This is a genomic window from Roseobacter sinensis, assembly GCF_025755255.1.
Taxonomy (GTDB): Bacteria; Pseudomonadota; Alphaproteobacteria; order Rhodobacterales; family Rhodobacteraceae; genus Roseobacter; species Roseobacter sinensis.
In genome coordinates this window covers 17098-31515 of record NZ_JALIEB010000029.1, presented here as the reverse complement: position 1 = coordinate 31515, position 14418 = coordinate 17098, and the positions used below count along the sequence as shown (strand labels likewise).

Genomic DNA, 14418 nt, shown 5'->3' with positions numbered 1-14418 from the left:
AAATCCGCCCGCGCTTTCCTCCTTGTCAGATTTATCGCCGCTGCAGCTCGCGCTGACAGCAGCAACAAACCTTAGACGGAGCGGCCGTTCACTTGTGAGGTCCAAACGTCTGATTTGAGGATCGTACGATTCTACCCCCTCCTGGAGTTGACCCCATGGTCGCGGTCAAAAGACGTCGCTCATCAGGGTTTGTTTTCCGTCACCGCCGCCGTGCGTTTTCTGGCTCGGAACGCAGCTGTCTTGATGCGGTTCTGACAGGCTGACGAGCAAAACCGGCGGGTGGCGTTTTTCGATGTGTCTGCGAAAACCCGGTCGCAGTTCTCCGCCATGCAGATGCCAAGCCGATGCGCATTCTGTGTGCCGATCATTCGGGCAAGCCCTTCGGCACAAATTGCGGTCCACATTGGCAGAATGGCAGCATCCGACGGGTGGTGGTGGAGGTGCCAGACCCCCTCTTCCTTTGCCAGATAGGGGGTAGCCGGATGCTCTGACAGGATCGTGTTCAGCAATTCTGCCGCTTCATCGATGTGACCTCCGTCAATACCAACGAATATCGCACGCAGTCGTTTTGCCAACGCAACGAAACCGTCCTCATCCTTCTCCGACACGGCGGCGACCGAAGGAGGGTCTATCGCAACAACCTCCCGGACGGCTTGTAGCACGTCGGTCTCGGCGACCGGCTTTCCGTTAGCATAGCCGGGCGTGAGTCTGTTTGCGAACTCAACGGACGCGAGAGTGCCGGCATCTATGTAACTGTCTAATTTCATTTGACCAGTAACCAGTGGCTATGTATCCTGTGTCTATCAAAAAGCAGAATGCCAGTTACAACCCCACAGCGCAACGTGGCCGAACCGACCGTGGAGGAAAACAAGACATGGAAAAGCTCCTTAGAAACAAAGTTGCCTTGGTGGCAGGCGGAACGCGCGGTGCAGGCAGAGGGATTGCGACAGAGCTGGGGCGTGCCGGGGCCACCGTCTATGTCACGGGACGTTCGACAAAAGAAAGCCGATCCGAGATAGACCGGTCTGAGACCATCGAGGAAACCGCAGCGCTAGTCGATCAGGCTGGCGGCGTTGGCATTCCCGTCAGGGTCGATCATCTCATCCCCTCTGAGGTAAAGGCACTGGTCGACAGGATCCGGTCAGAGCAGGGTCGACTGGACATTCTGGTCAATGACATCTGGGGGGCGACTCGGATGGAATGGAACAAGACGCTTTGGGAGAGTGATCTCGACTATGGTTTGCGCACCCTGCGGCTGGCCGTCGATACCCACGCCATCACAGGGCATTTTGCGCTGCCGTTGCTGATCGAACGGCCGGGCGGCCTGGTTGTCGAAGTGACCGACGGCACCGACGAATACAACGCCGCCAATTATCGCGTGTCATTCTTCTTCGATCTTGCCAAGGCAGCGGTGAACCGCATGGCATTTTCTCTAGCCCATGAACTGAAACCCCATGGTGGGACGGCGGTGGCGTTGACGCCGGGCTGGCTACGCTCCGAAGCCATGCTGGACGCTTACGATGTGACAGAGGCGACATGGCGAGATGCAACCGAAAAGATGCCGCATTTTGCAATTTCCGAAAGCCCGGCCTATGTCGGTCGGGCCGTTGCTGCGTTGGCAGCCGACCCAGCGCGTGCGCGGTGGAACGGCCAGTCGCTTTCGAGCGGCGGTCTGGCGCAGGTTTACGGCTTCACCGACATAGATGGCAGTCAGCCGGATGCGTGGCGATACGTCCCGGAAGTGCAGGATGCAGGCAAACCCGCCGACACGACCGGGTATCGTTAGGAGCGGTAGTTATGGCACCCGCCGTATCGGCGGTTTCCAGTCATCCAGTGAAGGGCGTCGCGCTCATGGCGCTTGCGATGCTCTTGATTCCGGTCGTGGACGGGATCGCCAAACATCTCAGTGCCGATTACTCGCCACTCTTTCTTTCCTGGGCACGCTACATGGTCGCCAGCGTAATCGTTCTTCCGGCGGCCGTGACCTTGCGAGGTCGGCATTTCCTCCCGAGAGAACGCCGAACGTCGCATTTGGCGCGTACGGTCTGTCTTGTCGCGGCGATGACGCTCTACTTTCTTTCGATCGCGCGCATTCCGCTGGCGACGGTGGTCAGCGCCTACTTTGTTGGACCCATCATTGCGGTCGCCCTTTCCGTTGTCATTTTGAAGGAACGCTTAACGCGTCGGAAAACTGTCAGCCTTGTCCTCGGCTTCGCCGGGGCGATTATCATCCTGCGGCCCGGAACTGGGATTGAGCCGGGCATTCTCCTTGCACTCGGCGCCGGTCTGTTCTTTGCGCTCTATCTCGTTGCAACACGGCATGCGTCAGCGGCCAGCGATCCGATCGAAACACTCGCGTTTCAATGTGTCGTAGGGACGATATTGCTGACACCCCAGGCCCTCCTGTCCTGGTCCACACCGACATGGGAGGATCTGACGTTTTTTCTTGGTCTGGGTGCACTTTCTGCGGCCAGTCACGCCTTGGCGATTGCCGCCTTCCGATTTGCAGATGTGTCATCTCTGTCGCCACTGGTCTACTTGGAACTGATTGGCGCTGTTGTTATCGGCTACTTCGTCTTCAACGAGGTGCTATATGAAACAACAATTGTCGGCGCCGCCCTGATTGTGTTTGCCGGGTTTCTTTTGCTTAACGGTCAGGCGCGAGAGTCCAGAAGGCCGGGGAAACTAGAGGGGCCGTCACGCAACGGATGAGTTATACGAAAATGAGCCCCAAGTCCCCAATCCTTACCGACGATGAGATCGAACACTTCATCGAAAGTGGCTTTCTGCGTATTGACGATGCCTTTCCAGCAAGCCTCGCAGCGAAAGCACGCAAGCGCATCTGGCGCGACCTGCCGGGCCGCCCCGATGATCCTAAAACCTGGACCGAACCCGTCGTTCTCCGACCGGTCTACTGGCAAAAGCCTTTTGTCGAAGCGGCCAATACACCGCAACTGCATGTGGCCTTCGACGCTCTGGCGGGTCCGGGTCGCTGGCGGCGGCGCGAGGCGCTTGGTGCCTTTGTGATCCGCTTCCCCGGCGAGGGCGATTTCGCCGCGGATTGGCATGTGGACGCAAGCTATCCTCCGCGAGGTTTTTCCGGGCCGGTGACGGCGGATACAGATTTCAGCAAATGGTGTGTCAACCTCCGGTCGCGGGGTCGGCTTCTGCTCATGCTGTTCCTGTTCTCGGATGTGGGCGAAAAAGACGCCCCGACCCGCATCCGCGCAGGCAGTCACAAGGATGTGGCCCGACTGCTCGCGCCGCATGGAGAGAAGGGTCTTGCCGGCGAAATGGACCTGAGCACAACGGCCGGTCGGCCCGAGGTCCTTGCCACGGGGCGCGCGGGAACGGTTTACCTGTGCCATCCCTTCCTTGTGCATGCCGGTCAGCCGCATCGCGGCAACGAGCCCCGCTTTATGGCTCAGCCCCCTTTGGAACCAGCGCGCGGTCATCGTCGTCTCCGCGTAGACCGGCCGAATGGGTTCCCCATTGAAGAGGCTATCTTCCGGGCGCTTCATTCCTGAGCGATCGCAGGTTTAGCAGTAGGACCGCGAACGCCGATGAAAGAAACGGTTGCGGTCTTGCTCCCCTCGAACCGGGACTGAGTGGCGAGAGAATTCCACTTTGCGAGGCAGGTCCTAAACCTCGCAGATTATTCACCTGCCTTCGAGGGGTCGAAATGACACTCCAAGAAACTTGTCAATCGTCCCAATTGAACCTTGCTGAGATTGAGCCGTTTAAGTTCTTGATTTGTATGGATCGGAAAATGTCCTAATCAGATAACTGTTTGAATGGGACGGGATGTGGTGATCAGCCGTTCGTACCCTACCATGCGAACTCACACATCGCGGACTTTGCGGTCATTTGATTTTCTGCCTTCGCTGACGCAGCATTTGCTCGCACGTGCGGCAGGTTTCTTGCGGCGGCGCGGCGAGTGACGCCAATCCGGTCATTCGCGAGAACCGAAACCGCATTCGCGCTGCTCTCTGTTCCAACACGCGAGCAACAGCACAGACAATCTTTTTTGCAACTGTCGTTAGGACACAAGGTGCTGACACGTGCAGCGAGTGGTTGACTGAGAACTGGCCGATCATCGCGGCCTCGATTGTCCGGTGAACTGCTGCTCGATCTCGGACAAGGGATGACGCAACGCCATCGATGTGGAAGAAATGCAGAGTATGTCTCACTTGATCCAGACTTTCATAGCGGCCGCAGTACTTAGTCTGCTGGTTTGGTGCGCGCCGCCCGGCACTGCGTCCGCCGAAGATGCAACCCCACATCATAAGTGGCCCCCTGTCGGTCTGATGTGGAACCGGACGGGCCTGCCGGCCGTCTTTCCGCTGCAGGTCAAGTCACGGGCGGGGCGGGACTATGTCGTGACGCTGGTCGACAGCGCGACCGGTGCCGAGGCTTTGGCGGCCTATGTGGAAGGTGGCGCATTCTTCCGGGTCCTCGTGCCGCCGGGAATGTTTCGGGTGCACCTCGCCGCGGGCCGGGTCTGGCAAAGCGAAGGGGACCTCTTTGGTCCCGGCGCGCTGACCGAGCAGTTTGAGTTGGTGGCGCCGCTCACCTTCGAAATCCGCAACCCGGGCATCAAGGCCGGGCATGTCATCGACCTGTCCACCGCGGCTCCGGGGCAGATGGCGCAGGCAGGCACGTCAGAGCTGTTGATGTGCCAGACCGTTCGGTCGGAGGTCCTCCGCCTGCCTGTCGGTGATGAGATCGCGCTTGTATTCCCAAGTGTGGAGAGTCAGTGTCCGATCCTGACCTGGCGCGGACAGTTGGTCTTTCCCGAGCGGCGCAGGAGTAAGGTTTTCCGTCCTCCGATCCATTTCGCGTATCGCAATCTCAAGCGCCATCGCGCTGTCCGGTCGTGGGTCTGTGGGTGAGTATTGGGTTAGGGAGATGGAGTTTGGAGTGGGTGAGAAGGACCCTGCGTTAACCAAGTTTGAGAAACTTGGTGAGTTAGTTAACGTTCACGTTTTACAATAGTGAAAAAGGAGAAATAATGACGTACGCCAGGTGGTCCGCCATGTAGGCAAATCCACCGCCTAACTGATCTGAGTTAAGGTTTGGAGATTGGTAGGCGCCACTACTGGGTGATGGGCAGAGTTTGCGATTGGGAGTCGCTTGAGTCAGGAAACTCTAAAAGCCGCTCTTGTTCTTAGACATTGAAATGCGAGTAGCAAGCGGCAAAGCAAAATCTACATAGGCCAAAAGTGGTTGGGAATCCGATGTCTGAACAAAAGAGGAAACTAAAGTTTTCTGACATTCATCCTACTCGCGTCTATGTAATTGCCGTATTGATCTGGTTGGCGTTGGTTGGCTTATTCATTGTTGATTTTCACGAACAACTTCAAAGGAAAGCTGGCCTCCCATCACTAGCTTATGTATGCGGCCTCCCGATCCTAGCAATTTGCCATGTAGTATGCGTACGCCGGTCGCTGTCTCGTAAAGACTAATGTATTTCTTCAAATTTCGAAAATTAATTTTAGTGGTGAAGAATGAACTTTTTAACTAACGAAGAAGATGAGTCCAGAATTCCTGGTTGGATTGCGACTGCTGCGTCAGTTGGAGTTACCCTTGGGACAAAGGGTAAGTCTTTAGGTTGGGGACGCGATTTGCTCGATGTTCAAACGGATTTGGCAATGGAAACATTGGCGAACTCTACTGATTATGATTTGACTTTGCGAGACGGATATCAGGTGATTGGTACGGTCACGGGTGGTTATGCATTTGGAGTTTTGGCAACCGCCGCTTTGGCATCAAATCCTATTGGTTGGGGAGTTTCGGCAGTACTTGTGAGTGGTGCTTCATTCGTGGGTGGAAGCTTGGGAGAAGCAATTGGGGGAACAGTCTATGATGGTATTTATAGTTCTGAGAGCACCGATGTGATTGGTCTCCCTCCGTCTGTCCGCGATGCCAATACCTTCACGGACTACCGTGGCGAACTCGTCTCGATAAATTCTTATGCAGATTTTGAGAAACATACAGCAAGACCGACGAGGGACCTTCAGTCCACGTTAGTAGATACCACTGAACATCCCGTCTATGGTCTGCGCGTTAACGTTGGCGGAGATAACGATCCGAGCAATGATGTATTCTACCCGGTACCGGTGGATATCACGAGGCTGACAGCAATCAACTCACCAAGTCGTGCCAATTCCAACACCCTTGATCCGGTCGCGGTTGAAGCGGCGATTGAGAGTCTGCTGGACAATCCCACAAACATGAGGGCGTTTGCATCAAGTATTGGTGTGCCCGCGTCACAACTTGAGTCACTACGATCGCAGATCACGCCACAGCAAATCATAGACTTCTATCAGAAGTACCCTGCGCTGGCTTCGAACGTTCATATATTACCTGAGACCATTGGTCCAAGCTTTGCAGCGAAAGGACCGGCCGAGGATCACTTCGGTCTCTTGAATGCAGTAAAAGATCGCCATTTTGACTCTGAGCTCTGGCCGGGCCGAATCAAAGGCGACGGACGACGAGAGGAAGAGCTTCGTCAAGAACTGATCTTCAAATACAACCTGACCCGCGAAGAGGCGCGGAATGCGACCCTTGGTCAGACTGCGGCGGAGCGTGCGGCGCTGAAACAGAATTCACTGGATTGGAACCGCCGCGATGACAATGATCAAAGCTCCGGTGGTTCTGGGGGCAATTCTGGAGGGCAATCGGGAGGACATGCGAACCAGGGCAATGGTGGCGTCCGCGACAGCAGCCTGCGCCCCCTTCTCCTCGACTTGGACGGTGATGGCGTTGAGGTCACCGAACTGAGCAAATCGACCGTCTTCATGGACGCTGGTGGTGATGGATTGCTGCATCGGACGGCCTGGGTTGGAGATGGCGATGGCGTTCTGTTCATCGATGACGATGGGGATGGGGCGATCTCGGAGAAGAAGGAGTATGTCTTCACCGAGTGGGATCCGACGGCGACGGATGATCTGGCGGCTCTGCGGGCCGTGTTTGACAGCAATGACGACGGGGTGCTGGACGCGAATGATGCGCGGTTTGCGGACTTCAAGGTTCTGGTGACAAATGCCGATGGCTCGACCACGGCCAGGACGCTCACGGAGCTGGGCATCACCTCGATCAATCTGACAGCGGATACGACGCGGATCGAACTGCCGGATGGCTCGATGATCACCGGGCAGACGAGCTTCACGCGTTCCGATGGCAGCACGGGCACGGTGGCGAATGCGACGCTGGTGGCCGAGGCGCAGGGCTACCGGGTAGAGCAGGACGAGAGCACCGATATCGCGGGCAACCGGGTGGTGGTCAGCACAGCTCATACTGCGACGGGCGATGTGGCCTATGTCATCACTTCTGTCACCAGTCCGGACGGATCCAGCATCCTCAACAGCTATGATGACGATGGCGACGGGGTGGTTGATCGGCTGCAGGAGATCTCGACGCAGGAGGGGGGCGGGAACAAAATAGAAACCGTCGTGAACAAAACCGGGTCGGATGCGGCGACGGCGATTTTGACCAGCCGGGTGGTGACCACGACGAGTGCCGATGGCGGCGATGTAACGATCCAGCGGGACTCGACGGGGGGCGGCTGGTTCGATCAGGAAGAGATCCGCACGACCGCACCCGACGGCAGCCGCAGCATTGTGATCCATGACCTCGCCAAGAACGGTGATGTCATTCGCAGCTCCGGCGAAACGACCACTATTGACGGGCTCACACGCACGAAGGGGACCGATGAGAACGGGGATGGTCTGGATGATGTGACGGTGACGCACAGCATCACCGAACATGCTGACGACAGCCGCACGGAGAGCACGCAGGCGCATAACCGGAATGGGAGCCTGCGGTCGTCAGAGACGATGGTGGTTGGCCCCGATGGGCAAAGCAAGGTGATCAGCCGGGATGTAGATGGCGACAGTGTGGTCGAGACCGTCGAAGACCTCTCCATCACGTTGGACGCTGGTGGGGCCAGTACCTCTGTTCTGCGGGTCGAGAACGGCGATGGCAGCCTGCGCAGCACGGTCACACAGACCCAGTCGGCGGATGCCCTGACCAAGACCATCGAAGCGGATGTGGATGGCGATAATGATATCGACAGCACAACGGTCGATACGACGGTGATCCACGGCGACGGAAGCCGAGAAAACATCGTGACGGTGACCAACACCGATGGCTCCGTCCGGTCCATGCAGAAGACCACACTGGGGGCGGATAAGGTCAGCTCGGAGACCTGGGTCGATCTCGACCAGGACGGCGTCTTTGATGCGGATGAGCGTGTGCGCGCCGTCACCGTGGATGCCGGCACGCAGGAGCGGACAACACTGGACCAGACGCGCGCAATCGACGGCCGGGTGCTGGCGAGCAGCACAACGGTGTCCTCGGAAGACGGGCTGGACGTAAACTCCACGACGGACGCGGATGGCGACGGCGATGTCGATGTTGCCGTCTCAGATGTGACCACTGTGGATGCCGCTGGCGTCTCGACCCGTACCATTGAGACGCGGAACCAGGACACCACCCTGCGCAACAAGACAGTGGTCGAGACCAGCGCAGACGGTCTGACCACCACCACGAAAGTGGATGCGGACGGCAATGGCGCATTCGACAGCCAGACCGTCGATGTTCGGGTGCTGGAGACAGATGGCAGCACCACCCGAACGGTCTCCACCTATGCCGGAGATGGCACGACGCTGCTGAGCCAGACCACCTCGACTGAGAGCGCGGATCGACGGATCATGACCACCGAGCAGGACGTGGATGGTGATGGGGTTGGTGATGTCTTTATGACCTCCACCGAAGCAACCAACGGGTCCACCACCATCACGGATGTTCGAAAGAGCACAAATGGCGACACGATCACGTCGACGGACACTTGGATCAGTGCCAATGGGCTCATTCGGATCACGGACACGGATCTTGACGGTGACGGCACGACGGATGTGACGGTTGACGACCGTGTCTTCCTGGAAGCCAGCGGTAGCCGGAAGCAGAAGGTTGTCACCAAGAATGGCGACGGATCCGAGCGCAGCACGCGCGAGGTGACCATCCGGGACGATGGGCTGAAAACCACAATCAAGATAGATGCCGATGGTAACGGAAGCTTTGAGCGCACGGAGACCAGCACAACTGTTCTGAACGCCGATGGGACACAGGTCACCACGCAAGAGACCAGATCCGCAAACAACGATCTGCTCTCGTCTTTGGAGATCACCCGCAGCGATGATGGGCTGGAGACCACCACGTTCTACGACAATGACACGGATGGAACGGTTGATCTCAGGCTGCGGCAGGTTGACGTGTTGGAGAGCGACGGGGATGTGCGCTCGGTTACGGAACTGCTTGATGGGTCCGATGTCACCCGCAGCAAGACCACCGTCATCACAAGTGACAACGGTGATAGCATCAAGACCTTTACCGATCTGAACGGCGATGGACAGACCGATATCTGGTCGCATGTCTGGGAAAAGGCAGATGGCACGCGCCGCAGTGTCGAGAAACAGCTCTCCGAGACGAACACGCTGCAGAGCCGCCAGGATGTGACTGTCAGCAGAGATGGGCTGACCACGACCACAGAGACCGACCGCGACGGGGATGACACCTTTGAGCGAACCCAGGTTGTCGCCACGACGCTCAACGCCGATGGGTCCCGCACGACGGTGACCACCGAGAAAGGCGACAACAACATCACGTATCGCTCGGCACAGGTAACGGTCAGCGACGACGGGCGCGAGCGGACCGAGATCTGGAGTTTTGACGGCAATGGTCCCGACGATCTGAAAATACAGACCACCCTCGATCTGACGATTGACGGCATCGAAACCATCACCGAAGAACGCCGCGCCGCAGATACATCCTTGATCAGCAAAACAACAATCGTCACAGCAGCAGACCGGCGCACAATAACGACCACAACAGATCTGGATGGAAATGGCACAGACGATGTGCTTGGGACACGCGTTGTAACAACCGATGGCTCGGTCACAAACAGCACCCAGGCTTTTTCCGCAGCAGGCGCCTTGATCGCTTCCACGTCCACGACACTCAGTGCAAATGGCCTGACAAGATCGGTCACGAGAGACGAAAATGGCGATGGTCAAGCGGATGTGGTCATTGTCGACCAAACGGTCTTGCAGCAGGACGGCGGGCGGGCGCAGTCGATCGAGTACAGGAACGGATCCGGCGCGTTGCTTGCCTCCGAAGATCGCCTCACGGACGACACAGCGCTCTCCACGACCTCCAGACTTGATCTCTTCGGAACCGGCGTTTTCGACTTTGTATCGACCAGTGTGACAACCTTCGCCGCGGACGGCCTTACGACAACGACCTCCGAAACCCATGATGCTGCGGGCGTACGGCTTGCGCAGATCGTCACCACAGAAAGTGGCAACGGGCTTGTTGAGACCTTCGAGTTTGATCAATCGGGAGACGGGGTCCACGAAAGGGTCGAAACGCGGTCCGAAACCGGCCTCGGCGCAACAACGTATGTTGTCGAAGAGTATCTTGAAGACGCTTCTCTATTTCGTCGCATGTCCCAAACGACGACCGCGGATGGCTTGTCGTCTGACACAACGATCGACAAGGATTGGGACGGTTCCGTTGACAGATTGATTTCATCCGACATCGACGCCAGCAGGAACCTGACGGTCAGATATAGCGAGCTCTCCGCAGACGGAAGCAGCCTGGCGGAAGCCGAAGTCTTTTCCGCTGCCAATGGCATGCAGGGGTCGCAGTCCTTTGATTTTGACGCGGACGGTGCTCTTGACCACAGCCGGGCATGGACGATCACTTTTGATGCTGACGGAAGTCGGATCACCGAGCGAAACGAGACGTTTGGGACATCGAAGGATGTGTTTCACGAGACTGAAGTTGAGAGCGCAAACGGACTTCTGCGCACACGCGAAACTGACCTCGATGGGGACGGTTCAATAGATGGCACGTCCTCCTGGCAGCTGAGACACAATCCGGACGGCAGCTCCACACTTGTCGACGAAACACTCTATGCCGACGGCGACCTACGATCCCGCGTCATCGAGACGACAAGCGCAAATGGCCAGTCCAGGACCGTTAGCGCTGACTACGACGGCAATGGTGTCGCAGACAAAGTTGAAAAGTTCTCGGTTGCCGCCGACGGATCCACCCATTTGATGGAACAGTCATTCGATGCCCAAGGCCAACTGATCAACACGTTCAACACCTATGTTTCAGCCGACGGCCTGTCGGAGAGCATTGAGCGCGAAGGCAGAGTACAGACCCTGACCTACAGCCATTTGAACAACGGCAGCTACGAATGGACCAACGGCATAAGGGCGACGACGATAGATAAGAACATCGTCGTCTCACATGCAGTTGATGCCATCGGATTCGAAACTTGGACACGAACCGAAACAACGCTCGATGCCAACGGCAGCGCGGTCGTTGTTGTCAACTCGGCGCGCATGAACGCATCTACAAAACAACAAATCGTTGCTGAGGCGGCGCGGATTTTCGATACCGTCCTCGACCGTGACATGGACATCACCGAGGCCGAGCAACTCGTTGTGCATGTGGCGAACGGCCGCCTGACCGGGTCAAGCCTTGTCGATGAGCTCTTGAACAGCGATGAGTTTGCGGACCGCTACGGAAGTCTGACGAACGCAGAGTTCATTTCTCAGCTGAGTTTCAACGCCTTCTCCCGCCCTCCTTCGCTGGAGGAAACAAACCAGTACCTGCGGGCCCTTTCCGATGGGAGCCATACCCGCACCAGCCTTGCGTATCAGATGTCAGAAGCCGACGAGCATCTGATTAAGGGCAATGAGCACCTGTCGACAAACAACTTCGATGTCATCCTGAATCCCGCCCGCTTCGAACGTAGTTTGGACAGGGCGTTCACCGAACATGTCGCCCGTGACTTGGTCGATGTGGTCTATGACAGAGACCCGACTGACTTCGAGCTCGCGGTGCTGTCGCAACGCTTGCTAGAGGGTGAGGATACTTACGAGGATCTTGCAGCCGACCTGCTGGCGGCGCGTGGAGACCAGCAGGGGGTGTCCACAAACAGCCTGTTTGGTTTAGGCGGCGAGACTCTGGTCGATCAGGTGTTCCTCAACGCGCTTGGCCGGCTGCCGACCGCTTCGGAAAAATTGGATTGGACCGACAACCTGACGACGGGACGAGTGTCCGACGCTCAGTTTGTCGCAACTGTCGCCCTGAGCACTGAGCACCGTGCCTTAGGGAACACGCATCTGACGGCAGGCCCTGACAGCATATCGTCGATCAACGGGACGGCTGCTGGAGAGGTACTTATCGGGTCGGCAAATCAAAACATGATTCATGGCTTTGATGGCAACGATACGATTTCGGGTGGAGCGTATAGCGACATGCTGGTCGGTGGTCTGGGCGCCGATCATCTGGACGGCCTTGCCGGGAGCGACACTTACTCTTGGCAAGCCGGGGACGGTGACGACACGATCTCTGACACGGCTGGGGTCGCCTTGGATCAGGACACGCTCGAGATGACGAGCACTCAATTCTCCGACGTCATTCTGACAGAGAACGGCAGTGACTTGCTGATCACTCATGCAAGCACGCTGGAGATTGTCACCATTCAGAACTGGTTCTCCACCGATCCAACCGGCGTGGGTTTGGAACGTATCGAGTTTGCCGACGCCAGCTTTGACAAGCGCATTCTGGATGGCGCTATTCGATTGGAGGTTACGGGCGGCGCGGCCGGCCAATTCATTGGGGGGTGGAACGACTCGGAGTTTGCAATCGAAGGCGGGACCGGGGGCGACACCTTGACCGGCGGTGGTCGAAATGACGAACTGACCGGGGGCCTCGGCGCCGATTTTCTCGATGGTGGAAATGGCAATGATGTCCTCTCGGGGGGCGGCGGCAATGACACGCTCGATGGGGGCTATAGCGTCGATCTCTTGTTGGGGGGAGATGGCGACGACCTCCTTCGTGGCGGCGACATCAACCCGATTGTTCAGACCTCATTTGCATTCGTCGCAGAATTCGCCGGATACGCTTATGTCGATGGTTGGGGAGACGAAAAATATGAGCGCGACCTCGGCGATGTGAACGGGGATGGCCGCGCCGACGTCGTCGGCTTTGGCCAGGACGGCACGCATGTCTCTCTGGGTCTGCGCGATGGCACCTTGGTGCACAGGGGTCTGCAATCTGCGGCGTACGGGGCAGATCAAGGCTGGGGCGACGAACAATACGAGCGGCGTATATCGGCCGACGTGAACGGAGACGGCCGGGCGGATATTGTTGGCTTTGGTCATGACGGGACATCAGTTTCGCTTGGTCAGGGAGACGGAAGTTTTGTGCACTTGGGTTTGCAAACCAACGCTTACGGCGCCACGCAGGGTTGGGGAGCGGAGATTTACGAACGACGGGTTGCTGATGTGAACGGCGATGGCCGGGCGGACATCGTCGGCTTCGGGCAATCGGGGACGTCGGTGTCACTGGGCCGGAGCGATGGGAGCTTTGTCCACATAGGACAGCAGACCAATGCCTACAGCGCAACTCAAGGTTGGGGGCCCGAGCAGTACGAACGCGAGGTCGGAGATGTAAACGGCGATGGTCGCGCCGATATCCTGGGATTTGCGGATAATGGGGTTCATGTCTCTCTGGGGCAATCAGACGGAAGCTTCGCCCATATTGGCCTGCAAATTGCAGCATTCGGTGCAGACCACGGCTGGGGGGCCGAACAATATGAGCGGCGCGTGGCCGATGTCACAGGAGATGGTCGAGCGGATATCGTCGGATTTGGTGGCGACGGTATTTACGTCGCAAACGGGCAGTCGAATGGCGGATTTGGCGCGGTCTACAAGGCATCCGACTTTCTCGGGTCTCACACATACTGGGGCAATGAGGTCTATGAACGGCGCGTCGCCGACGTGACCGGTGATGGTGTCGGCGATATCATCGCATTCGGATACGACCTGTCCTACGTGTTTGCAGGCCAGGTCTCTCACTCAGGAGATGATGCTCTGCTGGGCGAGGGCGGAAATGATGTCCTCGAAGGAGGGTACGGGTCCGACAGGTTGGATGGAGGGGTCGGGAACGATCGCTTGATCGGCGGAGAAGGCGCCGATACGCTCACGGGAGGAGAAGGCTCAGATGTGTTTGTGTTCGACGAGAATGCTCATAGCACCCTCGACACGCGCGACATGATCACAGATTTTGAAGTTGGTCTCGACCAGATCGATCTGAGCGGCATAGGCGGTATCAGCTTTAGCGATCTTGTCTTTACCGAAACCGATAGGGGATTGCTCGTCGCGGCATCGGATCACGCATTTGCAGTTGAGCTGTCCAATCTGGAGCCGATTCTCGACCCAGGCGACTTCGTTTTTTGATGCGGTCACACATCTCGAGTTGATAGCCCCTGGTGGATGGCACTGAATGCGGATTGTCGTTTGAGCGAAGTCGATGTCCGTCCCGTCGTCGATTTGG

The 14418-nt window shown here is 57.5% G+C and carries 6 protein-coding genes; 5 read left to right on the top strand and 1 reads right to left on the bottom strand.

Annotated features, from left to right (window positions below):
* Positions 1 to 182 precede the first annotated feature (182 nt).
* On the bottom strand, positions 183 to 767 hold the full coding sequence (locus MUB52_RS22265) for a CGNR zinc finger domain-containing protein (protein ID WP_263846354.1): 585 nt from the start codon (positions 765 to 767) through the stop codon (positions 183 to 185).
* Positions 768 to 787: 20 nt separating this feature from the next.
* On the opposite strand from MUB52_RS22265, the gene MUB52_RS22260 reads away from it, so the two are divergent.
* The 5 genes from MUB52_RS22260 (at position 788) to MUB52_RS22240 (ending at position 14321) form a co-directional block, all read left to right on the top strand.
* Positions 788 to 1786 (top strand): SDR family oxidoreductase, encoded by a 999-nt coding sequence (locus MUB52_RS22260; protein ID WP_263846357.1) that lies wholly within the window; start codon positions 788 to 790, stop codon positions 1784 to 1786.
* Between the two features lie 11 nt (positions 1787 to 1797).
* Positions 1798 to 2712, top strand: a complete 915-nt coding sequence (locus MUB52_RS22255) for a DMT family transporter (RefSeq protein WP_263846353.1) — start codon at positions 1798 to 1800, stop codon at positions 2710 to 2712.
* Between the two features lie 11 nt (positions 2713 to 2723).
* Positions 2724 to 3527 (top strand): phytanoyl-CoA dioxygenase family protein, encoded by an 804-nt coding sequence (locus MUB52_RS22250; protein WP_263846352.1) that lies wholly within the window; start codon positions 2724 to 2726, stop codon positions 3525 to 3527.
* An 852-nt stretch (positions 3528 to 4379) separates the two neighbouring features.
* Positions 4380 to 4892: a hypothetical protein gene (locus MUB52_RS22245; protein ID WP_263846351.1), complete on the top strand. Its 513-nt coding sequence runs from the start codon at positions 4380 to 4382 to the stop codon at positions 4890 to 4892.
* 732 nt (positions 4893 to 5624) lie between these two features.
* Positions 5625 to 14321 (top strand): FG-GAP-like repeat-containing protein, encoded by an 8697-nt coding sequence (locus MUB52_RS22240; RefSeq protein WP_263846350.1) that lies wholly within the window; start codon positions 5625 to 5627, stop codon positions 14319 to 14321.
* Positions 14322 to 14418: the final 97 nt, after the last annotated feature.

Bases quoted from the DNA above. Each gene is read 5' to 3' on its own strand.
- MUB52_RS22265 (WP_263846354.1), bottom strand. From the start codon at position 767: ATGAAATTAGACAGTTACATAGATGCCGGCACTCTCGCGTCCGTTGAG.
- MUB52_RS22260 (WP_263846357.1), top strand. From the start codon at position 788: ATGTATCCTGTGTCTATCAAAAAGCAGAATGCCAGTTACAACCCCACA.
- MUB52_RS22255 (WP_263846353.1), top strand. From the start codon at position 1,798: ATGGCACCCGCCGTATCGGCGGTTTCCAGTCATCCAGTGAAGGGCGTC.
- MUB52_RS22250 (WP_263846352.1), top strand. From the start codon at position 2,724: ATGAGCCCCAAGTCCCCAATCCTTACCGACGATGAGATCGAACACTTC.